At 61.5% G+C, this 22804-nt stretch carries 24 protein-coding genes and 2 tRNA genes; 15 read left to right on the top strand and 11 right to left on the bottom strand.

The features are described 5' to 3' along the window. Positions 1 to 35 precede the first annotated feature (35 nt). Genes SPITH_RS11155 through SPITH_RS11140 form a run of 4 tightly spaced genes read left to right on the top strand, consistent with a single transcriptional unit; the run spans position 36 to position 2739 of the window. Positions 36 to 1142, top strand: a complete 1107-nt coding sequence (locus tag SPITH_RS11155) for a glycosyltransferase family 4 protein (protein WP_014625753.1) — start codon at positions 36 to 38, stop codon at positions 1140 to 1142. A 25-nt stretch (positions 1143 to 1167) separates the two neighbouring features. Further along, positions 1168 to 1932, top strand: a complete 765-nt coding sequence (locus tag SPITH_RS11150; protein ID WP_014625752.1) for a Nif3-like dinuclear metal center hexameric protein — start codon at positions 1168 to 1170, stop codon at positions 1930 to 1932. A 14-nt stretch (positions 1933 to 1946) separates the two neighbouring features. Further along, on the top strand, positions 1947 to 2483 hold the full coding sequence (lspA, locus tag SPITH_RS11145; RefSeq protein ID WP_014625751.1) for a signal peptidase II: 537 nt from the start codon (positions 1947 to 1949) through the stop codon (positions 2481 to 2483). Beyond that, the gene (locus SPITH_RS11140) at positions 2467 to 2739 is read left to right on the top strand and encodes a hypothetical protein (protein ID WP_014625750.1); all 273 of its coding nucleotides are present in this window, start codon (positions 2467 to 2469) and stop codon (positions 2737 to 2739) included. The genes lspA and SPITH_RS11140 overlap by 17 nt, the downstream gene beginning before the upstream one ends. A gap of 2 nt (positions 2740 to 2741) precedes the next feature. Here SPITH_RS11140 and SPITH_RS11135 read toward each other — a convergent pair whose 3' ends face one another. The 3 genes from SPITH_RS11135 to SPITH_RS11125 form a co-directional block, all read right to left on the bottom strand. Beyond that, positions 2742 to 4304, bottom strand: coding sequence for a hypothetical protein (locus tag SPITH_RS11135; protein WP_014625749.1), 1563 nt, complete (start codon positions 4302 to 4304; stop codon positions 2742 to 2744). Positions 4305 to 4336: 32 nt separating this feature from the next. Beyond that, positions 4337 to 4410 (bottom strand) — tRNA-Ala (locus SPITH_RS11130). Between the two features lie 65 nt (positions 4411 to 4475). Next, positions 4476 to 5720 (bottom strand): IS256 family transposase, encoded by a 1245-nt coding sequence (locus SPITH_RS11125; RefSeq protein ID WP_014624686.1) that lies wholly within the window; start codon positions 5718 to 5720, stop codon positions 4476 to 4478. A 126-nt stretch (positions 5721 to 5846) separates the two neighbouring features. On the opposite strand from SPITH_RS11125, the gene SPITH_RS11120 reads away from it, so the two are divergent. Further along, a complete protein-coding gene (locus tag SPITH_RS11120) occupies positions 5847 to 6617 on the top strand; it encodes an RluA family pseudouridine synthase (RefSeq protein ID WP_014625748.1) in 771 nt (256 codons plus the stop codon). Here SPITH_RS11120 and SPITH_RS11115 read toward each other — a convergent pair. From SPITH_RS11115 to SPITH_RS11095, 5 genes are all read right to left on the bottom strand, one after another. Further along, entirely contained in the window at positions 6614 to 8206 is a 1593-nt protein-coding gene (locus tag SPITH_RS11115; protein ID WP_014625747.1) for a putative bifunctional diguanylate cyclase/phosphodiesterase, read from the bottom strand. The genes SPITH_RS11120 and SPITH_RS11115 overlap by 4 nt on opposite strands. Continuing rightward, complete coding sequence (gene dcd / locus SPITH_RS11110; protein WP_014625746.1) at positions 8207 to 8734, bottom strand: dCTP deaminase; 528 nt, start codon at positions 8732 to 8734, stop codon at positions 8207 to 8209. Positions 8735 to 8776: 42 nt separating this feature from the next. Then, positions 8777 to 9457, bottom strand: a complete 681-nt coding sequence (locus SPITH_RS11105; RefSeq protein WP_014625745.1) for a YjjG family noncanonical pyrimidine nucleotidase — start codon at positions 9455 to 9457, stop codon at positions 8777 to 8779. Position 9458: 1 nt separating this feature from the next. After that, complete coding sequence (locus tag SPITH_RS11100) at positions 9459 to 11312, bottom strand: amino acid permease (RefSeq protein WP_014625744.1); 1854 nt, start codon at positions 11310 to 11312, stop codon at positions 9459 to 9461. Between the two features lie 41 nt (positions 11313 to 11353). After that, positions 11354 to 11437, bottom strand: a tRNA-Leu gene (locus tag SPITH_RS11095). A gap of 100 nt (positions 11438 to 11537) precedes the next feature. Between SPITH_RS11095 and SPITH_RS11090 the strand changes: the two genes are divergently transcribed. Next, the gene (locus tag SPITH_RS11090) at positions 11538 to 12098 is read left to right on the top strand and encodes a tetratricopeptide repeat protein (RefSeq protein ID WP_014625743.1); all 561 of its coding nucleotides are present in this window, start codon (positions 11538 to 11540) and stop codon (positions 12096 to 12098) included. A gap of 102 nt (positions 12099 to 12200) precedes the next feature. Here SPITH_RS11090 and SPITH_RS11085 read toward each other — a convergent pair whose 3' ends face one another. After that, complete coding sequence (locus tag SPITH_RS11085; RefSeq protein WP_014625741.1) at positions 12201 to 12962, bottom strand: Mut7-C RNAse domain-containing protein; 762 nt, start codon at positions 12960 to 12962, stop codon at positions 12201 to 12203. Between the two features lie 298 nt (positions 12963 to 13260). Here SPITH_RS11085 and SPITH_RS11080 point away from each other — a divergent pair, with 298 nt between their 5' ends. Beyond that, positions 13261 to 14220: a radical SAM protein gene (locus SPITH_RS11080; RefSeq protein WP_014625740.1), complete on the top strand. Its 960-nt coding sequence runs from the start codon at positions 13261 to 13263 to the stop codon at positions 14218 to 14220. On the opposite strand, the gene pyrH is transcribed toward SPITH_RS11080, so the two are convergent. Beyond that, the gene (pyrH, locus tag SPITH_RS11075; RefSeq protein ID WP_014625739.1) at positions 14195 to 14887 is read right to left on the bottom strand and encodes a UMP kinase; all 693 of its coding nucleotides are present in this window, start codon (positions 14885 to 14887) and stop codon (positions 14195 to 14197) included. The genes SPITH_RS11080 and pyrH overlap by 26 nt on opposite strands. 108 nt (positions 14888 to 14995) lie before the next feature. On the opposite strand from pyrH, the gene SPITH_RS11070 reads away from it, so the two are divergent. From SPITH_RS11070 to SPITH_RS11035, 8 genes are read left to right on the top strand one after another with little or no spacing between them, the layout of a single operon-like run. Beyond that, positions 14996 to 15742 carry a UvrB/UvrC motif-containing protein gene (locus SPITH_RS11070; RefSeq protein ID WP_245523395.1) on the top strand — a complete coding sequence of 249 codons (747 nt, stop codon included), beginning with the start codon at positions 14996 to 14998 and terminating at the stop codon, positions 15740 to 15742. A gap of 51 nt (positions 15743 to 15793) precedes the next feature. Further along, a complete protein-coding gene (locus SPITH_RS11065) occupies positions 15794 to 16486 on the top strand; it encodes a LolA family protein (protein ID WP_014625737.1) in 693 nt (230 codons plus the stop codon). A gap of 23 nt (positions 16487 to 16509) precedes the next feature. Beyond that, positions 16510 to 17637 carry a helix-turn-helix domain-containing protein gene (locus tag SPITH_RS11060; RefSeq protein ID WP_014625736.1) on the top strand — a complete coding sequence of 376 codons (1128 nt, stop codon included), beginning with the start codon at positions 16510 to 16512 and terminating at the stop codon, positions 17635 to 17637. Between the two features lie 11 nt (positions 17638 to 17648). Beyond that, complete coding sequence (gene rimO, locus SPITH_RS11055) at positions 17649 to 18977, top strand: 30S ribosomal protein S12 methylthiotransferase RimO (protein WP_014625735.1); 1329 nt, start codon at positions 17649 to 17651, stop codon at positions 18975 to 18977. A 4-nt stretch (positions 18978 to 18981) separates the two neighbouring features. Further along, complete coding sequence (locus tag SPITH_RS11050) at positions 18982 to 19350, top strand: nuclear transport factor 2 family protein (protein WP_014625734.1); 369 nt, start codon at positions 18982 to 18984, stop codon at positions 19348 to 19350. Position 19351: 1 nt separating this feature from the next. Beyond that, positions 19352 to 21403, top strand: a complete 2052-nt coding sequence (locus SPITH_RS11045) for an ATP-dependent helicase (protein WP_014625733.1) — start codon at positions 19352 to 19354, stop codon at positions 21401 to 21403. Continuing rightward, entirely contained in the window at positions 21396 to 22241 is an 846-nt protein-coding gene (locus tag SPITH_RS11040) for a hypothetical protein (protein WP_014625732.1), read from the top strand. The genes SPITH_RS11045 and SPITH_RS11040 overlap by 8 nt, the downstream gene beginning before the upstream one ends. After that, positions 22238 to 22579, top strand: coding sequence for a hypothetical protein (locus SPITH_RS11035; protein ID WP_014625731.1), 342 nt, complete (start codon positions 22238 to 22240; stop codon positions 22577 to 22579). The genes SPITH_RS11040 and SPITH_RS11035 overlap by 4 nt, the downstream gene beginning before the upstream one ends. Here SPITH_RS11035 and SPITH_RS11030 read toward each other — a convergent pair. Beyond that, on the bottom strand, positions 22542 to 22781 hold the full coding sequence (locus tag SPITH_RS11030; RefSeq protein WP_014625730.1) for a ferredoxin: 240 nt from the start codon (positions 22779 to 22781) through the stop codon (positions 22542 to 22544). The genes SPITH_RS11035 and SPITH_RS11030 overlap by 38 nt on opposite strands. Positions 22782 to 22804 lie beyond the last annotated feature (23 nt).

The raw sequence follows: 22804 nt of genomic DNA, 5'->3' as shown, positions 1-22804 counted from the left end.
AAGGTTTTGTTCAATGATATAAAAAGAGCGGGACAGTGAAAAAGGTGGTGGTGCTTTCCGTCCATTCTCCCCTTGGAAGGACCGGGGAGGAGATCTTCGAAGAACACATGCTCTATTCACTGAGGGACTGGGGATACGAGGTGAGGGTGCTGAGGTTGGGGCAGGTGCCGGGTGCGTGGAAGAGTCTCATGGCAGGTCTCGTGGAACCCCTCGCAGGGAGGATCGAGCGGATTCTCTCTCTCCTTCGTCCCGAAGTGGTGATCATCCAGGAGCCCCTCCTGCCCCTCTTCTGGTCCGGTGCGTCCAGGACCCTCTGGAGACGGTACCGGGCCTGCGGGATCCTCTCGAGGCTCGACTTCTCTCCCGAGGGAAGTTTGCTCCACCAGGAAGTGCTCGCCCGGCTCAAGGTTGCCGCCTCGACCGCTTTGAGTGGGCTCGTTTGTGCCCATCCCCGCATCGTGGAGCGAGTCGAGGAGCGCTGTGGGACGAAGTGCCGGGTGGAGCTCATCCCTCCTGGATTCGACCGTCTCCACGGGAGGATGACCGAACTCGATGTGAAGCGGAAGGCCTTCTCCGACACCTTCGAGATACTCTGGGTCGGTAACGTGGTTCCCCACAAGGGGCTCGATGTGCTCCTCGACGCCCTCTTCCACCTCTCGCAGCAGGGGGTGAGGGGGTGGCACTGTACCATCGTGGGGTCCCTCGCGGTGGATCCCTCCTATGTCCTTCGTATCCAAGAGGAGATCTCGGCCATGGGCCTTTCGAGGCGCGTGGACCTCGTGGGGAGGGTGGACGATCTCTCGCTCATGGACCACTTCGAGAGGGCACACACAGTCGTCCTCATGAGCAACCGGCCGGAGATGGGCCTGGTATGTGGAGAGGGCCTCGGATGGGGGGTGGTGCCTGTGGGGAGCTCCCTCCTGGGACTCAGGGAGTGGCTTCCCGATGATGTCGGAGTGTGGTTGAAGCCCTCCGATGCGAGGGGACTGTACGAGGTCCTTTCTTCCTGGATCGAGAGGAGGTCGGGATTCCTCGACTACTCGCTTCGGGCCTACGAAACAGCTTCCTCGCTCCCCTCGTGGCGGAAGAGTATGGATCGTCTCCGCTCCTTCCTGGGCGTCGTGGGACGCACTTCCCAATAGGGAGACCCTGCGGTATAGTATCCGCATGGCACACACGGTGGGTGAGGTCTCGAAGTATCTCGAAGAACTCCTGGAGATAGGGAAGTACTCCTCCTTCGATGTATCGCTCAACGGTCTCCAGGTGGGTGATGCCGCGAGGCCGGTTTCCCGTATCGCCTATGCCGTGGATGCCTGTCACGAGGCGGCGAGGCGGGCCCATGAGGCGGGAGCAGACCTCCTCGTGGTCCACCACGGCCTCTTCTGGGGGGCCCCCGTCCCGCTGGTGGGACCGAGATACAGGATGCTCTCGCTTCTGGTGGAATCCTCCCTTTCCCTCTTCGCGGCGCACCTCCCCCTGGATGCCCATCCCGAGGTGGGGAACAATGCGCGTCTCGCCGCACTCCTGGGTCTCTCGGAGACACGTCCTTTCGGGTGGTATCGCGGTGTCCCTCTCGGGGTGTGGGGCACCCTGGACCATCCGGTTTCTGTGCAGGAGCTCCTCGGTCGGTTCCCCGGGGTGAACGAGGCGGTGACCTTGCTCCCCTTCGGTCCCGAGGAGATCCGGACGGTGGGGGTGGTCTCGGGATCGGCCTCTTCCGTGGTGGAGGAAGCCGTGAGTCTCGGGTTGGATGTGTTCATCACAGGAGAGGTGCACCATTCGGCTTACTATCCGGCGCAGGAGGGGGGCGTCACTGTGGCGGGTATAGGGCACTATCGCTCGGAGACGGTGGGCCCCCTCGCCCTCAAGGAGCGGGTCGAGAGGGATCTGGGAATCGAGGGGTTCTTCATAGATCTTCCCACGGGACTTTGAGTGCAGGAGGAACCATGAAGCGGACGTTCGCGCGATATCTTCCCTTCACGCTCACGGTGCTGATCGCCGCACTCGACCAGTTCACGAAGTATCTGGTGGTCACACGGATACCCTATCACAGGGTGGGCTGGTCGTTCGGTGGTGATCTCGTCCGTATCATCCACACCACGAACAAGGCTGGGGCCTTCAGTCTGGGGCGGACCCTTCCCGAGCCCGTGCGGATCTTCCTCTTCCTTTTCGTCCCCGTGGTCTTGCTGGTGGGGATCCTGGTCTATTTCTTCCGGTCCGACGAGCTTTCCTCGCTCCAGCGATGGGCTCTTGCGGGTATCCTGGGAGGGGGGGTGGGGACCCTCATTGATCGCTTCTTCAGGGATGCGGGGGTCGTGGATTTCATAGACGTGAAGTTCTTCGGCATCTTCGGCCTGGAGCGGTGGCCCACGTTCAATATCGCCGACGCCTCGATCGTGGTGTGCTCCCTCCTCCTTCTGATCTCTTTTTTCATCGAGATGCGAAAAGATTCAAAGGAGCGCGATCATGAACAAGAAGCTTAATACGGTACTCTTCATCCTGGGAGCCACGGTGGTGAACCTGGCGATCATGCTCATCCTCGTGTTCGTCCTGCTCTTCCTCTACGGGAGGTTCCTCGCCCCTGTGGTGTCCCCCGAGGTCTCTGCCTACATGATCCTCTTCATCTTCCTTCTCGCCCTCGTGGGCACGTACGTGATCTACCACCGTCTCGTGGTGTGGGTGAGTAAGAAGATAGATTTCGAGGCCTATTTCTCCCCTCTCTTTCAGAGAAAGAGGTAGGTTCAGTAGCCGTCCGAGAGGGATCTGTTGATGTCCTTCTTGTAGAGCTCGGCGTACACGAAGCCGCGGGTCTTGAGTTTGTCCTTGATCTCCTGTGGGAAGGGCATATAGCGCCAGAAGATGTCCCTCACCTCCCGGGTGAGCTTCTGCGTCCCCTCGCTCTCCTTGGTGATCCAGAGGATGTAGTCCTCGATGAACTGTTCCTTCACGTCCCCCTTCATCTTGTGGTCTGTGAAGTACTGGTAGTACCACCCCGTGAGTCCTTCTTCCATCCAGTAGTGTTGTGCCTTCTCTTTCGCCACCTGCCACCTGAGATCGCCCACAGCGGCGATCACCGCGGTCCTGAGGTCCTTCGGGTACATGGGGATGGCGATCCGCCCCCTGCTCGTTCCCCTGTTGTACTTCTCGAAGGGTTCCCAGCAGATGCCCCGTTCGCCATAGGAGGGTATGAGTATCACGTGAGGGACGATCCTGTGGACCTGCTGCCGGTAGGTCCGTTCGAAGGCCCCCGGATCGAGGTATTCTATCTCGGCGAGGATCTGGAGGACTCGTTCCCTTATGCCGACGTCCTCGATTCTGGGTCGTATGTAGTGCCGCATGGCGAGCGGAAAGTGGTTTCCCTGTCTCCCTACGCAGAGCTTGGCCATCTGCCTGACGGCGCTCATCTCCTGCCGTATGACATCGGCGTCCACCTCTTCCTCTTCCATCCCCGCGTCACGGGCCTTTTCCATGTGGGCGGTGATGCGCTTGAGCTCGGCGTATTCCCGTGCGAGTTCCTTGTCGAGCTGTGAGATGCGGCGGAGCGTATTGAGGACCTCGGTGTAGGCGCCTTTCTGCGCCTCGGTGAAGGGAAAGAGCGCGTTCTGATTGGAGGGGTCCCGCCCGTGGGCGCACATCACCCTGAGCTGCTCCTGGAGGGCCTGTTCCTGGGCCTCGAGCTCGAAGGATTTGTTCATGATGACCATCTTCTGGGCCTCGAGCTTGCCCTGGAGCTCCCCCAGGATGTTCTTCTTCCGCTCTGTCTGACGCTTCTTCGCAGTGAGGGTCTCGTCTTGGGCCGAAGGAGCGATCTCGCCGATGCCGATCTTGTAGAGCCACTCGTCCACGTAGTGGACGGGTTCCCCGGTGGTGTTGTCGAGGATGACCCGGGAGAACATCTCGCGCTGTTCCTCGCTGAGGAGGGTGGGGAGGAGGATGCCGAACCTGAGGAAGAGGCGCTTGGGGAGCGGGAGATCCCGTCTGGTGATCTTGGGGGCGATGGACGATGCCACTTCCCAGGAAGCGGTGATGATGCGGTTCCGGTAGATCGATCGTTCCTGCGGATCCTCCGTATTCAGAAAGGCGGCGAGACTCTGGTGGAGTCGTTTCGCCCCCTCCCCTTCGCCGGAGAGGACCTTCTGATAGTACTGAGGATCCTTGAAGAAGGGTTTCGGAGCCTCCACGAGCTCCTTGGGGATGGTGAACCCGCGTTTGGTGGGAGCCGAACCTCCCCCTTGTCCGAAGAGTTCGTCGAAACCGGGAGGTTGTTGCGAATCAGGAAGGGGAACGTTCGTATCCGCCGTCATTGCATCATCCCGGAGAGGTGGGAACAAAAAAATGGAGGTGACGGGAGTTGAACCCGTGACCTCTTGAATGCCATTCAAGCGCTCTAGCCAACTGAGCTACACCCCCATTTGTTATCTACAGAGTACGTACAAACCGGGGTGTTTGTCAAGAGCAGGAAAAGATGGGGATTGTCAAGGGGGAGTGTTGAAATTGAGCTGGAGCTGATAAGGGGTGCGTCTCCCCACCTCTTGTATCACCTGCATGCCCACCACGTAGAGGCCTACCACCTCATCTGCATGGGCATGGCTCATATACCCAGGATACCTCCGTAGAAAGCTTCTCATGTGCCGAAACATGTTCTCCGCAAGGTTGCTCGTCCTCACCTTCTCCTTCCACTCATAGGGTAACTCCAGATAGGAGAAAAGCCGGTCCTTCCGCCACAGGAGGGAGGCCGTCATCCGGGGAGCCTTCGCCGCCCACTTCTTCACGAATGCCTCCAACGCACGTGCTGCGTCCTCCTTCCCTCCTGCCTCAAAGAGCTTCCAGTACTCCGCTCGAAAAGCTCGCCTCTCCTTCTGGAGGTCTGCGTTCTTCCCCTTCCGTTCCCCCATGTCCTGCAGGAGCTTCTGCTCAAGCGTACCCTGCAGGTGCCAGAGACACACCTGCTTCTTCGCCTCAGGATACACCGTCTCCACGGCCTGCCGGATCCCCTCAGCCTCATCGGCCACCACCAGCTCCACCTCATGAAGCCCTCGCTCATAGAGCCTGGTAAGGAGTCGCTCGTAGCTCGCCTGGTCCTCCTGCTCCGCAACGACCCAGTCGAGGAGCTCATGAGATCCGTCCTCCTTCACCCCCACGGCACTCAGGACAACCAGCTTCTTCTGACCCCTCCCACGCCTCTTTGCCCACACTCCATCCAGCACAAGGGCCTTCACTCCTCTAAGGGACCTCCTCCGCCACTGCTCCTTCTCCTCACGAAGACGCTTTATGAGCCGCAGGAGTGTCTGCGGGTGAGCCTCGCCTATCCCCAGCTCCCGTAACAGGATGGCCCACGTCCGCGCGCTCATCCCTCCCACATACCCGAGAAGGAGCTGCTCGGCGAGGGCCACGAGCCTCTGCTCGTAGGTCACCAGCTTTACCTCCTTCCCCCCGCCGGTGCGAATGCGGGGCACGCGTACCTCCTCGATCGGCCCCCAGGGGGTCTGCACGCTCTTCCACTTTCTGTAGCCGTACCGGTAGTACTGCCCTTTCTCAGGCTCCCCTCGTGCATATCGTGGTCGTCCTACTGCCTCCTCTCTCAGCGTCTCAAGGAGGTGTTCCAGGTACGTCTTGTAGGTGTGGCGCACCTCCTCCCGTAGCTGGTCTTCCACTTGTTTCATCAGATCAGAGAGGGTATACTGTGTCTCAATCAGTGTGCGTGTGTTACCACGCTTCATGGGGTATCTCCTCCTTGAAAAAAGGATTAGTGTGGTGGGAGATACCCCTTATCTTTTTTCCCCGCCTTTTTCAACACTCGATGTTACAGTCCCAAAAGATGTCACCTTTATACCAGGGAGGAAGACGTGGATATCATCTACGAGGATGCACACATCATCGCGGTGAACAAGAGCGGAGAGGAGCTCGTCCAGCAGAACGACGTGATGAAAGGGACGCTCCAGGAGTTCCTCCTCGAGCACCTGCGGAGGCGAGACGGAGCCGGGGCCCCTCCGAGGCTCCACCTCGTGAACCGCCTGGATCGTCCCACGAGCGGGATCGTGCTCTTCGCCAGGCACAGGAAGGCGGCGGGGAAGTTCTCCGACCTGTTCCGGAGACGAGGTGTGTACAAGCTCTATTGGGCGGTCCTCGATGCCCCTCCCCCTCTTCCGAGCGACACGGTGGAGCACTTCATCGTGGAGAGCCGGAGGGTCAACAAGTCCTTCGCCTTTCCGGAGAAGAGGGAGAGGAGCGAGTACGCACGCCTCTCCTACCAGGTGATCGGTTCAGGGGACTGCTACTTCTTCGTGGTGGTGCGTCTCCATACCGGACGGCATCACCAGATACGGGCCCAGTTCTCGGCCCTCGGGTGCCATATAAAGGGTGACATAAAGTACGGGGCGAAGCGGACCAACCGGGGAGGAGGCATCCATCTCCATGCGAGGCTCCTCGCCTTCGTCCACCCCTTCACGGGGGAGCGGGTGGTGATCACGGCGGATCCTCCCGCCGATTCCCTCTGGGAGGAGTTCGCCCGTCAGGATGCGCACTTCCGGCGCACGTACCGCTACGACTTCTGGGACGAGGGGGACTGGGTGCGCGATCTCCTTCACCCTCCCTCCGCGGTGTCTTTCTCACGTTAGGGGGTGGAGGGGAGTTCCACTTCCTTGTCGAGCCAGTTCTGCACGAAGTGGAGGAAACTCTCGCTGTCCCGGGGTCTGCTGAAGAGGAAGCCCTGGATCGTGGTACAGCCTTCTTCGAGGAGGAACTCACACTGTGCCTCCGTCTCCACCCCTTCCGCGATCACTCCCAGGGAGAGCTCTCTCGCGAGCGTGATGACGGAGCGGACGATGGCCCTGTCGTATGCGTTCTCCGGGGTGTCCTTGAAGAAGGTCTTGTCGAGTTTGAGATACGATATGGGGAATGACTTGAGGTAGTTGAGGGAGGAGTACCCCGTTCCGAAGTCGTCGAGGGCGAACTTGATCCCGTACTCCCGGATCCTCTGCATCTTCTTGATGGATTCCATGGGATCCTGCATCACCACGTTCTCGGTGAGCTCGAGCATGAGGTGGGAGGTGTCTATCTCCCTGCTCTCCAAGACCTTTGCGATGGACTCCTCGAGGTTGGTGTTGGCGAACTGGACCGGAGAGATGTTGATGGAGACGAGCGGCTTCCTGGATTCGAGGATCTCCCAGTCCCGCAAGGTGTCCGCCGCGGTGTAGAGGACCCAGGTGCCCAGAAGCATGATGACACCGGTTTCCTCGGCCACGGGGATGAACTTGTTCGGGAGGAGCAGTCCTTTGGTCGGATGATGCCAGCGGATGAGGGCCTCTGCGTCGATCCTGGTGATCCTCCACCGCTTCTCCCCTGCGGGCTCGAGGGTGAGAATGGGTTGGAAGAAGAGGTCGAACTGTTTCTTTATCTCGAGTATGGCCTGGGCCTCGAGTGATTTGATGAGGAACTGCTGGAGGTCCATGCGTTCCACCACCCGTTCGCGGAGCTCCTCCTTGAAGATCTCGAAGGGGGTGTTCTGCTCCATGGCGTATTCCATGGCGATGTCCGCGTTGTGGAGGAGGGTGTGTTTGTTGAAGCCGTGATCCGGGTAGAGGGCGATCCCGATGTAGCTCCCTATCGATATGTGGTATCCGGAGAAGATGTGAGGGCGCCTCACGGTCTGCGAGATCTCCCTCGCGAGGGCGAGGATCTCCTCCTCTGTGGTAAGGGTGGTGGTCACCACGATGAACTCGTCCTCGCGGGTATGGTAGAGGTGGTTCTCCTTCCCCACGAGGTGTGCGATCCTCATGCCCGTCTGGTAGAGTATCCACTCCGTCATGGTGGGTTTGAGGGTTTTCGAGAGCATGTTGTACGAGCGGTCGAGTTTCACGATGAAGAGGGCCACCTGATGCCCGTCCTGGGATTTCCGGAGGATGAAGGGGAGGTCCTGGCTCATCTTGTAGTGGTTGGGGAGGCCGGTGACGGGGTGGATGGAGAGTTTGTACTCCGCGATCTCCTTGGCCCGTTTGTGTTTTTCCAGGAGATCCTTGAGTTTCTTGTTCTGGGCGATGAGATAGGCGAGCTTGCTCTGGAGGATACGGTTCTGCTTGCGGAAGAGGATGAGTTCGGCCTTGATGTCCTCCGGTACGTCGTCGCGATCGAGCAGAGGGCGGTCGTCCCTGTCGTCATTCATGGTGCCTTCCAACAGGAGGATGGAGAGTGGGGTGAGAGGGTCCATCTACCGCATCTCCTCGAACTCGGTGTACAGGAGGCTCGGCTGGATACCGGCGTTCTTCTGGTATTTTCTGCTCCGGTACGGCTCATAGTCTCCCTCTATAGTATGGTAGTAGATCTGACAGATTTCAACACCCGGGTAGATTTTTATCGGTTGGATGCAGAACATCTCGAGGGTCCAGTACCCTTCGAACCCCACGTCTCCGAACCCTGCGGTGACGTGGATGAAGAGGCCCAACCTTCCCACGGAGGAGCGGCCTTCCAGCATGGGAACCAGATTGTAGGTTCTGGTGTACTCCACGGTCCGCCCGAGGTAGAGCCGTCCCGGTTCGAGGAGAAGGCCTTCCTGGGGGATGACGAGGCGCTCGGTGGGGTTCGGCCTCCTCATGTCCAGCAGGGGCGTGGTGTACACGAGCAGTTCGTTGTGGAGCCTCAGGTTGTAGCTGTTGGGGTTGAGTTGTCTCTTCGAGAACGGCTCTATGAAGATGTCCTTTCCGAGTCGTTTTTCTATCTCTTTCCCTGAAAGTATCATGGCGCAGAGATTGTACTCGTAAACCCGGGCCGGGGCAAGCGGTCAGCCGAGGATGGTACGGAGTTCCTCGAGGTTCCTGATCCGATAGGTGGGGCGGGGAATCGGGGGGCAATCGTCTCCGGGTGAGATCCAGCAGGAATCCATGCCTGCGCCGAGGGCGCCTGCGATGTCGGAGGTGGGGGAGTCACCCACCATGAGGGCCTCCCCCGGCCGGAGGCGGTTGTCCCTGAGAGCCCGGGCAAAGAAGGCGGGATCGGGTTTCGCGGTTCCGGCGTCCTCCGAGGTGAGCACGTAGGCGAGATACGTGTCGATGCCTGCGGCTCTGAGCCGGGATCTCTGGATGCGGGAGAAGCCGTTGGAGAGGGCGCCGAGGCGGTACCGGGATGAGAGGAAGAGGAGGGTCTCCTCCGCGTGGGGGAGGAGGAATCCCGCCTGCTCCAGGTGGGAGAGGTAGATGCTGTTGAGACGTTCCGCCTCGCGGTCGGAGAGGGAGGGGATGGTTTCCTGGAAACGTCGACGGGTGAGCGTGGCAGCGTCGGTTCGTCCTTGCTCGAGGGCCCTCCAGAGCTCGGCGTTGGTGCGACGGTAGCGTTCCAGCACCTCCGGGGTCCATCCGAGACCGGTGTGGCGCACGGCCTGCTCGAGGGCCCATGCCTCGGCCCGTGCGTAGTCGAGGAGGGTGCCGTCGAGATCGAAGAAGATCATGCGGTAGCGGTTCCCCATGTCAGGTGCGTTTCCTTTCGGCGAGGAGGAGGATGGTCTTGAGTTCCTGCGGATTGCGGGCCTTGAGCCATTCCTCGGTGAAGATTCTGGTCTGCACGATCTGGGCGATGGCCATGAGGGCCCTCAGGTGGAGGTCCCTCTTGTCCTTGCTTCCGGCGAGACAGAAGGCGGTGTATACGGTCTGGTCGTTCCAGGTGATACCGTGTACGTTGCGCACGATGAAGACCGCGAAAGTCCCTTCACCCTCCACCACGATGTGAGGTATGGCGTGCGGTACGGCGATACCCGGGAATATGATCGTGGAGGCCTCCTGCTCGCGGGTGAGGAGTTTCTCGCGGGCCGTCTCCACGGGGATATCGATCCGTTCCGCGATGGCCTGGGCGAGGATCTCGAAGACCTCGTCCTGAGTGGCCGGCCGGTCCATATCGAGGATCCACGCCTCGCGGATGAGTCTGTCGAATTCGTCTTCCACGATATCGTGGCGTTCCAGGAGTATGGAGAGGAGCTCTTCCTCGAGGTCGTCGCCCGCGATCTCCTTGTTGGTGAGGCGGGCGACCATGTGGAGGAAGGCCGAGCGTCGCCTCGACTGGGTGCGTGCGTAGACCAGGTACCAGAGGAGGGAGAGGAGGATGATCCCTCCTGCGATGGCGATGGTGAGGACTCCCATGTCGACGATGAGGATGGCGTATACTACGATGCTCGTGATGTGGAGTACGGGGAAGAAGGGACTTTTGAAGGTGGGGCGGTAGTTCACCAGGCCTGCATATCGCATCACGATGACCGAGAGGTTGGTGAGGATGTAGGTGAAGAGCATGAAGAGCGAGGCCACCTTCGCGAAGTTTTCGATGGAGAGGCCCGCCACCACGGCGAGGATGACGGCGGAGGTGGTGAGGATCGAGGGGATGGGGGTGCCGGTCTTCCCCGAGACGCGACCGAAGAAGGAGGGGAGAAGGCCGTCTCGAGCCATGGAGAGGGGGTTGCGGGATGCGGTCATGATCCCCGCGTTCGCCGTGGTGATGAAGGCGAGGAGGGTCGCGAGGCCGGTGAGCCATACGCCCACCGGGCCCACCAGCTTGCCTGCAGCGGTGGAAATGGGGGTGTAGGTGGAGGTGAGTTCCTCGTGCGAGAGGAGTCCCTGGGTCACGAGTACGGCGAGCGCGTAGAAGGCGATGGTCACCCAGAAGGAGAGCATGATCCCCCGTACCAGATTCTTTCCGGGGTCCTTCACCTCTTCGGCGATGCTTGCCACTTTGGTGATGCCGCCATAGGAGATCACCACCGTGCCTGCCGCCCCCAGGATCCTGTGGATGTCACCGGCCGGGGCCTTCACGAAGTTGGAGAAGTCCATGGCCCTGTACCCAAGGAGGATGTAGGCGGCGAGGATCGCGAGGAGTCCTCCCACCATGATCACCTGTGCCTTGCCCGAGGATTCCACGCTCACGATATTGAGGAGGGTGAAGAAGATACAGGCCCCCATGGCGATGAGCTTGATCTCCTGTTCGGTGAGGTGGGGGAAGAGGAGGGTCATGAAGGTGCCTATCCCGATGAGGGCGAACCCTGCCTTGAGGCTGATGGCGAGCCAATTGGTGATCCCTGCCACCACCCCGGCGGCCGTGCCCAGGATGCGCTCCACCGCGAGATAGTTGCCACCGGCCTTCGGCATGGCGGTGGAGAGTTCGAGCTGGGAAAACACCGCAGGGAGGAGGAGGAAGCCTGCGAGGAGGTACGAGAGGCTGAGTCCGACTCCCGCCTCGCGGTAGATGATGGAGGGGAGGACGAACAGCCCGGAGCTTATCATGGCTCCTGTGGCGATGCTGAAGACCTCGAGGGTGGAAAGACCTTTTTTCAGGGACATGCGTCACCTCTCAGGCAGGGAATAGGGGGAGGAGGGGGTCGTGCCGGCGGTGGGACTCGAACCCACACGGACATGCGTCCAGCAGATTTTGAGTCTGCCGCGTCTCCCGGTTCCGCCACGCCGGCGTATGTGCATGACATCAGGCTATCGTATGAGTGTGGATCCTGTCAATCTTGTTTGCAAAGACCCCATCTGCTGATTACAATTGTAGAGGGAGGAAGAGCCATGGCACTTGAGGGTACGATAGACGAGCGGACAGTGGCCGAGCTCAACCTTCGGGCCGTCGAGCTCACGGAACGGAAGGAATTCGTGGAGGCGGCTCGGATACTGGAGAACCTCATCCAGCAACGGCCCAACGCCGGTGATCTTCACTACAACCTCGCCATAGCGTATGAGGGTATGGGGGACTACGGAGCAGCGGAGCGGGCGCTGCGCAACGCCCTCACGGTCTCCAAGGAGGAGAAACCGGAGTACCTCTTGGAACTCGCCTACTGCCTCTTCGAGATGAAACGACTCGACGAGGCCGAGGTCCTGTGCAGGAGGGCCGTGGAGAAGGAGCCGGCCTCCGCACGGGCCTGGAACGTGCTGGGCGTCTTGTCCTTCGTGCAGGAGCGGTACGAGGAGGCGAGGGCCTGTTTCGAGAAGGCGGTGGAGCTCGATCCAGGGTACGAGGACGCCTGGTTCAATCTCGCGGACACCTATGAGGAACTGGGGGAGGAGGAGAAGGAGCGGGAGGCGAGGGATCGCTTCAGGACCCTGAGGGGGAGCAGGAGGGGGCCCTCATGAGGGAGGAAGAGTACGAGGTCCGGCAGCTCGAGGAGAAGATCGCCCATTGGGAGCGCGAGATAGAACACTGCAGGGCGCTCATTCGGCGATACGAGCAGTACATCAGGAATGCGAAGGCTCGTCTCCACTATCTGCTCCGGGACCTCCATCCGGGCGGGAAACGAGGTCCAGGCGCTGGAGGAGGATGAAGAGGTTCCTGTAGTGTGACCCTTTCCAATAGGTCTTCCCGCAGGAGGGACAGGTGACGGGGGCCTCGGCGGGGTGGGCGGGGGGAAGCGGGGTGTTGCAGAGGGGACAGCGGGAGAAAGGTCTGACGCTGCGTTCAAGGTGGAAGCGGCGTATCACCTCTTCCAGCTGGGTGCGTGGGATATCCGACCGAACACAATAGCCGTGCGTCACCTCCTTCCTCATGAGGAGGGCCCTGTCGCGAGTGAGGATGATCCTCCGCTCCTCCTGGGCCCGGCGTACGATGTCGAGGTCTTCGGCATCCCGTTCGTATATGCTGTCGAATCCGCAGATCCTGAGGAGGCGGGCGAGCTTCCCCAAGTGCACGTCGAGCACGAACCGCGGGATGCGGAGGGGACGTCCTGAGAGGGGGGAGATGTCCGAGATGTCGAACGTCTCGAACACGGGAAAGACCGCCAGCCGTTGGCCGGAGCGGGGGACGGCGGAGAAGTCCACCGGTTCTCCGCCGAGGAGGACGAGGTCCACCTCCACGTGCGGGATGCCGAGCACCTCCAGGATGTGCTTCACCGATTCCCCCTCGGAGGCCGTATAGGGGATGTCCTCATGCCGCAGGTGAGCCGGAAGGAAGTCGTTCAGTTCGGCATAGCATCGGATCGTGAGAGTGTGGGCGGGCCCCATGTGACGAAAAGTATACGATGTTTCCGGAAGAGATGCATCCCTTCCCTTGATGAAGTTTCGTTTGACAGCGGCTGAGAGGAGGAGTATACTTGAAGTAAGGGAGGGTGTGATGACACCACCCAAGAGAGAAGGCCGGCGGTGAGCCGGCGGCAGAGTGCGACGAGAGATTTCAAATGTGTTTCGATTAGGAAAAAGCGAGGGCGTGGTCACGAGCGTTGAGCTCCTCTGCCACCCTGAGAAAGCCAGCTCGACAGCTGGCTTTTTTTGTTCGACGAATCAGGACAGGGAGGGAGATCTCGTGTGTGTCTACGAAGGATGTGAGCTCTGTCCCCGGCGCTGCAGGGTGGACAGGCGGGTGAAGAGGGGGTTTTGTGGTGAAGGGGTGAAGATGCGCCTTGCGGCGTGCGTCTATCACAGGGGTGAGGAGCCTCCGCTCGTGGCAGGGACGGGGGCCGGTACCTTCTTTTTCACCGGTTGCACCCTCGGGTGCCCGTTTTGTCAGAACCATCAGATATCCTCAGGTGGTGTAGGGTGGGAGGTTTCCGAGGACGAGTTCGCCTCGCTCTGTCTGGAGTTCCAGGGGGGAGGGGCCTCCTGTATCAATCTGGTGACCGCCACCCACTTCATCCCTTCCGTGGTGGAGGGACTCTCGCGTGCGCGGGATCAGGGACTCCGACTCCCGGTAGTCTGGAACTCCTCCGGGTATGAGCGGGAGGAGTCCCTCGAACTCCTCTTCCCCCACGTGTCCGTGTTCCTGCCCGACCTCAAGACGCTCGATCGAGGGATTGCGTTGGATGTCTTCGGAAGGCCTGACTATCCCGAGGTGGCGGAGCGGGCGGTACGGGCGATGATTCGCCGGAAACCCCTCGTGTGGGATGGTGACCGACTCCTCCAGGGGGTGATCGTGCGGCATCTCGTGCTCCCCGGGGCCCTCGAGGCCACGGAGCGAGTGCTCGCATGGTGGAAGGAGCACGCGGAAGGCCGGGCCATCCTCTCCCTCATGGTGCAGTACGATCCTGCGGGCAAGGCGACGGATACCGGTGCATCCTTCCCCCTCCCCCTCACGAGACGTCTCACCGTGCGGGAATACGAGGAGGTGCTCAGGCTGCTCGAGGAGTATGAGGTGGACGAGGGGTTCCTGCAGGAGTATCCTGAAGGTCCTTCCCTCGTCCCGGATTTCACCAGGGAGTCCCCGTTCGACCCCGATCTCGCCGTGCCGCTCGAGGGGTGGCTCAAGATTCGATCACGGTTCCCCTGAAAGGACGTCCTTCGAGGATGGCCGAGAGGTTCTCGATGTCCTTCCCTGCGGCGATGATCACCGAAAGCCCCCCTTCGTGGGCCTTGCGTGCGGCCACCGGATCGAAGGGCACGTTCTTCCCCGGCGTCCACTCGTCACCCACCATGGCCCTGAACTCCTTCCATGAGAGACGGGGAAGGGGGGTGGCGTCGGGGTTGGTGCGGGGATCGTCCGAGTAGACCATGGCGATGTTGGAAAGATTGAGGAGCCTCCGGGCCCCGAAACGCTCCGCGAGGAGTACCGCGTCGAAATCGGTGGAGAAGCCCGGTTTCCATCCGGAAGCCACCAGGATTCGACCGGTGAACGGGATTTCGGCGGTGGGGTCCGTGACCACGGGATCGGCGCAGAGAGGATGGAACAGGGCTCGAAGGAGTTCTGCGTTGAGCCTGGTGGCGGCGATCCCTATCCAGTCGAGGAGGGCGTGGTCGTCCGAGCCGGTGATCGTCCGAAAGGCTTGTTGATAGCGTCGTGCAGGTCCTCCTCCTCCCACCACCAGGATGAGTCGGACCCCATCGTGTTTCTCGAGGAAGGAGGTGATGTGGTGCCGGAAAATCGAGAGAAACTCCGCATCCACTCCGTCAGGGGCCACGATGGAGCCCCCGAGCGACATGACGATGGTCTTGTCCATGTGTTCCCTCTGGTGTAGATGGTTCTTCCTGTTACGCTATACGAAAAGGGATCGAATGCCAAGGAACCGGAGGTGGAATCCGGTCTCCGCTGTGAGTATATTGTACATATGGACATCTCTGCCGTGCTCCTCGAGTGGCCGTATGATCCTGATCACAATGTGCGTCTCATAGAGGGTGTCGATGGGAGACCCCTGCTCCAGGTGCGGCTGCCCCTCGGGATCGAGCAGTACGAGGTAGAGGGCCGTCCCGACGGTCTCAGGCCCGGGGGGTATCCTACGGCCCTCGATATGGTGAAGGCCAGGAAGGAGGATTGGATCCGGGAACAGGGGAGCGATGCGGGCTTTGCCCTCGTGAAGGAGGAGTTCGATGCCCTCCATCAGGAGGCGGTGCTCTTCTACTATCGTTATCTCCACCTCTTCCAGATAGGAGAGTTCGAACGGGTGGTGGAGGATACTGCCCACAACATGGAGATCTTCTCCCTGGTGGAGTCCTTCTATCCCCATGAGGAGGCGAGGGAACTCCTCCAGTACTGGCCCTATCTTCTCAGGATGCATGCCGTGGCCCGGGCGATGGTGTTTCTCAAGGAGGAGGATCATGAGGCGGCCCGCACGGTGCTCGGCGAAGCCCTCTCCCAGCTCCAGGGGATGGAGGATCTGGATTCTCCGATCTTCTTCTTCGAGAAGTTGCGCTCGATTTCCTATCTCACCACGGTGTCGGCGGAGATAGAGGAGATGGAGGCGGGTCCGGCAGCCCGACTCAGGGCGCAGCTCCAGAGTGCACTCGAGAAGGAGAATTACGAGAAGGCCGCCGAGATCCGGGACATGCTCCGTCGCCTTTCCCAGGATTCCTCCTGATTGACAAAGGGCTCCCTATACGCAAAGATGGTTATCTCGAAGGAGTTCTCCATGGTGAAACGGCTGACGGCAGCCTGGGTGTGTGTGTTATGGGTGACGGGGGGTCTCGCGGGTCAGGAGGTCCTCACCGCACAGCAGTTTTTCGAGCAGGTGGCCCAACGGTATGCCCAGATCAAGGACTATGTGGCGGATATCACCATAACCACGCCCCAGTCGGTGATGAGAGGCACTCTGTTCTACAAGCGACCCGGCAAGCTCAGGATCGACTTCTCGGAACCCGAGGATCAGGTTCTCGTGAGCACGGGAGAGGAACTCCTCATCTATGTGCCGTCGGAACGTGTGGTGCTCCAGCAGAGTCTCTCCGGATCCGGTCTCCAGCTCGCAACGGGAGAGGGGCTCGCCCTCTTGAGGCGGAACTATTCCATCGCCTATCTCGAGGGCCCGGGGTATGTGAGTCTCGATCCGGAGGAACTGGTGGCCGCGGGGAAGGGGTCTCCCGAACCCGTGGTGAAGCTCAACCTCACCTGGCGTTCCACACGGGTGGGGTTCCGTCAGATCATCATGAGCGTGGGGCAGGATGGGTACATGAGGCGTCTCAAGGGAGTCACCGTGGACTACCAGGAGGTTACCTTCGATTTCGGGAACATCAGGGTGAATCAGAATCTCCCTGATGCGAGGTTCGAATACGATTCTCCGCCTTCGGCGAATGTCTATTACAATTTCCTTTTCAATCCTGAATCCTGAGGATGTGAGATCGGGGGAGGCTCATGGAATCGCTCGGTGCCGTGCTGAAGAACGCGAGAGAAGAGAAGGGGATCTCCCTCTACCAGGCGGAAAAGGATACATTCATCCTGAGGCGCTACCTTGAGGCACTGGAAGCGGAGGACTTCTCCGCCTTTCCCGGTGAGACGTATCTGATGGGTTTCCTGAAGTCCTATGCGGAGTACCTGGGCCTCGATCCGCAGCGCATGGTGAGTCTCTATCGGAACATTCGACTCCAGGAACAGGAACCCCCGATAGAGGATCTGGTGGGGCGTCCTCGTTCGTTCCCATGGTGGATCCTCCTCGTGGTCCTGCTGGTGATCGGTGTCGGCGTGGGAGGGTACTTCGTCTTTCCCCGGGGGGGGGGTGCCGAGGCGGCTCGTGTGCCTCGCCCGTCCGAGGCCCCGCAGGAGCGGGGCGTGCGCTTCCAGGAGGAGGTGATGGAGGGGGTTTTCCGTGAGGGTGATGCGGTGGTGATGCGTGTGGGGGAAGAGGACCATCAGTTCTCGTTCGAGCGTTTCGGAGCCGAGACCCTCCTCGTGAAGACGGAGCAAGGGGAGTTCCCCTTGCAGAGAGGGGCATCGGCACGACTGGACGTTTCCGGGGACGGGAAGCCCGATGTGGCGGTGCTCGTGAGGGAGATACGAAGAGGGGAGGAGGGGGCCGAGGCCGTGGTGCGGTTGGACCGCCATGTGGAGGGGCCGCAGGTCCTGGTGGAGGGCGGGCAGACCCGGGAGGTGGCGGTGGAGGAGGTGAAGGAAGGCGTTCCTCTCCTCGCTCCCATCGGTTCCACGCTCGAGGAGGGGCGCCGGCTTTCCTCCCAGGTGGTGCTCTCCACGGATGTACAGGATATCGTGATGGTCGAACTCTCCTTCAGGGGTCCCGTGCTCTTCAGGAGCAGGGTGGACGACGGGGAGGTGGTGGAGCGTTTCTTCCAGCGGGGGGATGTCTTCAGGGCGAGTATGCGCCAGCAGGCCTGGTTGTGGCTCTCCAACGCCGGGGTGGTGACCGCACGGGTGGGCGGTGTGGAGACGAAGCTGGGGGAGGTGGGTGAGGTGGCTGTATGGCTTCTCACCTGGGTGAGGAACACGGAGAACGGCTCATACCATCTGGAACTGGTGCCGGCGTACTGACGGAGAGATCCATGCCTTCTTTCTATCTCGAACCACTCGGCTGCGCGAAAAACCAGGTGGATGCCGAAGTCATCATCTCGCTCCTTCTCGATGCCGGGTGGGAGCTGGTGGAGGACCCTGCCGAGGCCGATCTCATTGTGGTGAACACCTGCGGGTTCATCAGGGATGCGAAGGAGGAGTCGCTGGAGACCGCCTTCCTCTTCAGGGAACGTTTTCCGGACAAGCGGATCCTCCTCACGGGGTGTCTCGCTCAACGGTACGGGAGAGAGCTGGGGGAGGGGATGGAGGAGGTGGATGGAGTGCTGGGGAACGCCGACCTCTCCGCAGTGGTGGATGCAGCCCGGCAAGTGATGGAGGGCAGGAGGGTGGTGTGGACGCCTCAGGCCCGGCGGCCCGCACATGTCCGGAGGAAGCGGCTGCTCTCCTTTCCAGGGAGCGCCTACGTGAAGGTGGCCGAGGGCTGCGACAACCGGTGTTCGTATTGTGCCATCCCGCTCATCCGAGGGCGGTTTTGGAGCCGGCCCGAAGAGGAGATCGTCCAGGAGGTGAAGGGCCTCCTCGGGGAAGGGATACGCGAGGTGAATCTGGTGGCCCAGGACCTGGGCTCGTACGGCAAGGAGAGGGGTGGAAGCCTCTCCGGCCTCCTCGAACGCATACTCGAGCTGCAGGGCGACTTCTGGGTGAGGCTCCTCTACATACATCCAGATCATTTCCCGTGGGAGATCCTTCGCCTCATGGGGCAGGACCGACGCCTCCTTCCCTACGTGGACCTTCCCTTCCAGCACGTCTCGGCGCGCCTCCTCCGGAGAATGGGGAGAAGGGGCGATGCCGAGCGGTACGCCGAACTCGTGCACGCATTGAGGGACTCGCTGCCCGACGTGGTGGTGCGATCGACCTTCCTCCTCGGGTTCCCGGGAGAGGAAGAGGAGGACCTGGATGCCCTCGCGCGGTTCCTCGAAGAGGTGCGGCTCGATTGGGCGGGATTCTTCGTGTATTCACCTGAGGAGGGTACCCCCGCGGAAGCGTGGCACCGGGAGGAAGGTCGTAAGGGCAGGGTGAGACTGGAGCGGGCGGAGCGGAGGAAGGAGGATCTCGAGCGCCTCCAGGAGGGGATCACCGGTGAACGCCTCGAGCGATGGGTGGGAAGGGAATGTGAGGTCCTGGTGGAGGAACGGATCGAGGGGGAGGATATGGCCCTCGCGCGTTCGGCCTTCCAGGCACCGGAAGTGGACGGGCTGGTGGTGGTGCACGGTGAAGGGCTCGAGCCCGGCCGCGTCGTACGGGTGAGGGTGCTGAAGCGGAACGGCATTGATCTGGAAGGGGTTTGTCTGTCACAATAGTCCCATGAAGAAGGGCCTGCGGCTCGTCTCCCTCGTGTTGTTCGTCACGGTTTCCCTCTCGTGTGCATCCGGCAGCCCCCGTGAGGTGGCGAGACGCTTCCTCACCGCCCTGGTCTCACTCGACATCGAAGAGGCGCGGCGGTATGCCGCCCGCGAGACCTTGCCTTCGCTGGATCTCCTCCAGGCCTTCGTGGCCCTCGTCCCCGAGGGGGAAAGGAGTGCGCTTTCGGTGCGCTCCTTCAGGCTCGAGGACGTCGTGGAAGAGGGGGAGCGTATCAGGGTGGACTATCTCATCGAAGGGGAAGGCAGGCAGAGTCTCTATCTCGTGAAAGAGGGCGGGGAGTGGAAGGTCCTCTGGCCCATGGAGTGGTAGCGTGGTCGATCTTTCGTATCTCGAGACTCTCAATGCCGAACAACGAGAAGCGGTCTTTCATTCCGGGAGTCCCCTCCTCATACTCGCGGGGGCTGGTTCCGGGAAGACCCGCGTCATCACCACCAAGATCGCCTACCTGGTGGACGCCCTGGGTATTCCCGCTCGGTCGATCCTTGCGGTGACCTTCACCAACAAGGCTGCCCGGGAGATGTACGAGCGTGCCCTCCAGCTCTCACCCCGAACCGAAGGGGTGATGATAAAGACCTTCCATTCGTTCGGTGTCTGGCTCCTGAGGCTCTACGGAGAACGCCTGGGCCTCGCTCGGGATTTCGCCATCTATGATGACGAGGATGCACGCGCGCTCCTCTCTTCGATTCTCGACGGCAGCCAACGCCGACATCTCTCCCGCTATGCGTGGGCGATCTCGAGGGCGAAGGACTACGCACTCGGTCCTGAAGATGACCTCTCCTCCATACTGGAGGACGATGACTTCCCGGAGCTCTACGCGCGGTACGAGGATCGGCTCAGGGATACGGGGAACGTGGACTTCGGTGACCTCATCCTCCTCCCCCTCAGACTGCTCAAGGAACACGAGGACGTGAGGCGCAAGGTCCATGCCGCGTTCCGGGTGGTGATGGTCGACGAGTACCAGGACTCGAACGTGGCGCAGTTCTTTCTCCTCAGGGAGCTCTACGGGCCTGAGACGTACCTCTGCGTGGTGGGCGACGAAGATCAGTCGATCTACCGGTTCCGGGGGGCCGAGGTGCGGAACATCCTCGACTTCCCGGATGCCTTCGAGGGTACTCACATCGTTCGACTCGAGACGAACTACCGATCCACCGAGACCATCCTGAGAGCCGCCTCAGGGGTGATCGCCCACAACGAGGGGCGTCTCGGCAAGACACTGAGGCCGATACGACAGGGGGGGGATGTGATCCGGATCCTCTCGTTCCCGTCGGCGGAGGAGGAGGCGGCGTACTGGGCACGATTCCTCCGTGAGGAGGGGTGGGAGGACGTCGCCGTCCTCTACCGGGCCCACTACCAGTCCAGGCTGCTCGAGCTCGCCCTCGCAAGGGAAGGGGTACCCTACCGGGTGGTGGGATCGCTCCGGTTCTATGAGCGGGAGGAGGTGAAGGATCTCCTGGCCTTCCTGCGCTTGGTGCTCAATCCCCGTGACGAGGTCTCCTTCCTCAGGGTGATCAACAAGCCGCCCCGGGGGATCGGCGCGAAGAGCCAGAAGGCCATCATCTCGCACGCGCGTGGCACTGGATCGACGCTGGTGGAGGTGCTCCGAGAGGGAGTGGTCCCGGGTAAGGCGGGGGCCTCGATGGTGGAGTTCGCCCGGTTCCTGGATCACATCGGGGAGCGGCTCTCCCGTATGGACCTCGCTTCCTGGATGGAGGACCTGCTCAAGGAGAGCGGGCTCTGGGACTACTATCAGGGATTCGACGACTACACCGCCCGTCAGAAGCTGGAGAACCTCCAGGAGCTCCTTGCCCTCGCCCGGTCGTATCCCGGAGGCAGGGACGGTCTCCTCGCCTTTCTCGAGTACGTGGCGCTCGAAGGGAGCCTGGACAGGGGATCGGGTGACGGGGTGGTGCTCATCACCATGCACAACACCAAGGGGCTCGAGTTCTCGAAGGTCATCATCACGGGCCTGGAGGAGGGCGTCTTTCCCTCATGGGCGGCTTCGAGTCCCGAGGATATCGAGGAAGAACGGAGACTCTTCTACGTGGCCCTCACGCGGGCGAAGGACGGGCTCTTCTTGAGCTGGGCCCAGACGAGAAACATCAGGGGCAGGAGGAGCTTCCAGCAGGCCTCACGGTTTCTCAGGGAGATCCCTCCCGAGTGTCTCTCCCCCTCGTACGAAGAGGAAGAAGAGGAGGACTTCCCCGTGGGGAGCAGGATCTACCACGACGATTATGGATACGGTATGGTGGTGGAGCGCCGGCACAACGGGAACCTCCTGGTGGTGAAGGTCCGCTTCGAGACAGGGTACACGTGCGAGTTCCTGCCTTCGTACACCCCGCTCGAGAGGATACGGCATGAGTGAACTCCGTGAGGAAACCTTGGAAGCGGAACGCCTCCTCGCCGAGGTTCCCTTCGTGAAACGGGCGAGGGGCTGGCGCCTCTACACGAAGAAGGGGGAACGCATCCTCGACCTCTACGGAGAGGGAGGAAAGGCGGTACTTGGACACCGGCCCGGACAGGTCGGCAGGGTGCTCAAGAACGAGATCTCGAAAGGACTCTATCTCCGCGTTCCCTCGGTCTACCTCTTTCGACTCCGCAAGGCCCTCCGCGCCTTCCTCCCCACCCACCCCCATCTCCGTCTCTTCCCCTCCCACGAAGCCCTCCTCGCCCACCTCGCCTCCCTCCACGACCGCCCCTGCCCCCTCCACGACCCCGCCCTCCCCGCCTCCCTCCAGCCCCACCGCAGCCCTCTCGTCGCCTGGGCGCGGCCTTTCCTTCCCCCTCCTCCCACACCCCTTGCCGTCCCCGTCTTCCCCATACCCGGCCTCGCCCTCCCCGGCGTCCTCTGTGCACGCGAGGAGTCCCTCCTGCCTGACGTGCCGGATGCCCTCGCGAGTCCCCTCCTCCTCGCGGCCATGACCCGCAGCATCCACGACCTCCTCGGGGCGGGCGACCCCTTCCAAGCGGTGGGCCCCTACCTGGACACCCTCCCCCCGCCCTGGCGGCACACCGGCCCCTACCTTTATCTCGAGGAACCCCCCCGGGACCACCCGACCCTCTTCCGGCGCTTCCTCTCCCGCGGCATCCTCGTCTCCCCCTCACCCGGGGTTCCCGGTGTCTTCCCCGCCGAGATCTCGCCCGGGGAATGGGCCCTCTTCCGGAGGACCGCCGAGGAAGTGTCCGCAGAACTCTTCCCATGAGCGAAACGGCCCTCCACTCGAGGGCCGATCGTGCCGACATTCATGACATGGAACGCCTGGTGATTCCCCACCTCGCGGAGCTCGCCGCCCTCACCCTCGCCTGCATCGGGGCCATCCTCGTGTGGAGGAAGACCGAACGCCCCTCCTGGATCCTCGTCTCCCTCGCCACGCTCTTCCTCTACGCCGCGGCGGTGTACCGCGCACTCGCCGACCTCTCGCTCCTCCCCCTGCGCGACCCCTGGGCCCTCTTCGCCGACATCGCAGCCGCCGTCCTCCCCCCGCTCCTCCTGGGCGCGGGTTTCATCGCCTTTCTGGTCGAGCGACATAGAAAGGAATGATCCTCGGTTCCTCTCCTTCCACGGTGAGCGCTTCCCCGGGGCAGTCTTCCAGCAGCCCCCACACCACCGCCTTCCGATCCTCTTCCTCGATGAGGGGGAGGAGGACCGAAGCCCCCTTCTCCTCCACTTTGAATACCTCGGGAAGCATCTCCTCGCACAGGCCGCAGGAGATACAGCGTTCGGTGTCCACCTTGACTCTCATGGGTATAACGTACTCACGGAAGG

The organism is Spirochaeta thermophila DSM 6578, from assembly GCF_000184345.1.
GTDB classification, from domain to species: domain Bacteria; phylum Spirochaetota; class Spirochaetia; order Winmispirales; family Winmispiraceae; genus Winmispira; species Winmispira thermophila.
The sequence above is the reverse complement of the archived record's forward strand: the minus strand, read 5'-3'. Positions and strand labels throughout refer to the sequence as shown.

Bases quoted from the DNA above. Each gene is read 5' to 3' on its own strand.
- SPITH_RS11090 (WP_014625743.1), top strand. From the start codon at position 11,538: ATGGCACTTGAGGGTACGATAGACGAGCGGACAGTGGCCGAGCTCAAC.
- SPITH_RS11085 (WP_014625741.1), bottom strand. From the start codon at position 12,962: ATGGGGCCCGCCCACACTCTCACGATCCGATGCTATGCCGAACTGAAC.
- dcd (WP_014625746.1), bottom strand. From the start codon at position 8,734: ATGATACTTTCAGGGAAAGAGATAGAAAAACGACTCGGAAAGGACATC.
- SPITH_RS11070 (WP_245523395.1), top strand. From the start codon at position 14,996: ATGGACATCTCTGCCGTGCTCCTCGAGTGGCCGTATGATCCTGATCAC.
- SPITH_RS11140 (WP_014625750.1), top strand. From the start codon at position 2,467: ATGAACAAGAAGCTTAATACGGTACTCTTCATCCTGGGAGCCACGGTG.
- SPITH_RS11050 (WP_014625734.1), top strand. From the start codon at position 18,982: ATGAAGAAGGGCCTGCGGCTCGTCTCCCTCGTGTTGTTCGTCACGGTT.
- lspA (WP_014625751.1), top strand. From the start codon at position 1,947: ATGAAGCGGACGTTCGCGCGATATCTTCCCTTCACGCTCACGGTGCTG.
- SPITH_RS11060 (WP_014625736.1), top strand. From the start codon at position 16,510: ATGGAATCGCTCGGTGCCGTGCTGAAGAACGCGAGAGAAGAGAAGGGG.
- SPITH_RS11125 (WP_014624686.1), bottom strand. From the start codon at position 5,720: ATGAAGCGTGGTAACACACGCACACTGATTGAGACACAGTATACCCTC.
- SPITH_RS11150 (WP_014625752.1), top strand. From the start codon at position 1,168: ATGGCACACACGGTGGGTGAGGTCTCGAAGTATCTCGAAGAACTCCTG.
- SPITH_RS11100 (WP_014625744.1), bottom strand. From the start codon at position 11,312: ATGTCCCTGAAAAAAGGTCTTTCCACCCTCGAGGTCTTCAGCATCGCC.
- SPITH_RS11035 (WP_014625731.1), top strand. From the start codon at position 22,238: ATGAGCGAAACGGCCCTCCACTCGAGGGCCGATCGTGCCGACATTCAT.
- SPITH_RS11135 (WP_014625749.1), bottom strand. From the start codon at position 4,304: ATGACGGCGGATACGAACGTTCCCCTTCCTGATTCGCAACAACCTCCC.
- SPITH_RS11065 (WP_014625737.1), top strand. From the start codon at position 15,794: ATGGTGAAACGGCTGACGGCAGCCTGGGTGTGTGTGTTATGGGTGACG.
- SPITH_RS11040 (WP_014625732.1), top strand. From the start codon at position 21,396: ATGAGTGAACTCCGTGAGGAAACCTTGGAAGCGGAACGCCTCCTCGCC.
- pyrH (WP_014625739.1), bottom strand. From the start codon at position 14,887: ATGGACAAGACCATCGTCATGTCGCTCGGGGGCTCCATCGTGGCCCCT.
- SPITH_RS11105 (WP_014625745.1), bottom strand. From the start codon at position 9,457: ATGGGGAACCGCTACCGCATGATCTTCTTCGATCTCGACGGCACCCTC.
- SPITH_RS11030 (WP_014625730.1), bottom strand. From the start codon at position 22,781: ATGAGAGTCAAGGTGGACACCGAACGCTGTATCTCCTGCGGCCTGTGC.
- SPITH_RS11115 (WP_014625747.1), bottom strand. From the start codon at position 8,206: ATGGACCCTCTCACCCCACTCTCCATCCTCCTGTTGGAAGGCACCATG.
- rimO (WP_014625735.1), top strand. From the start codon at position 17,649: ATGCCTTCTTTCTATCTCGAACCACTCGGCTGCGCGAAAAACCAGGTG.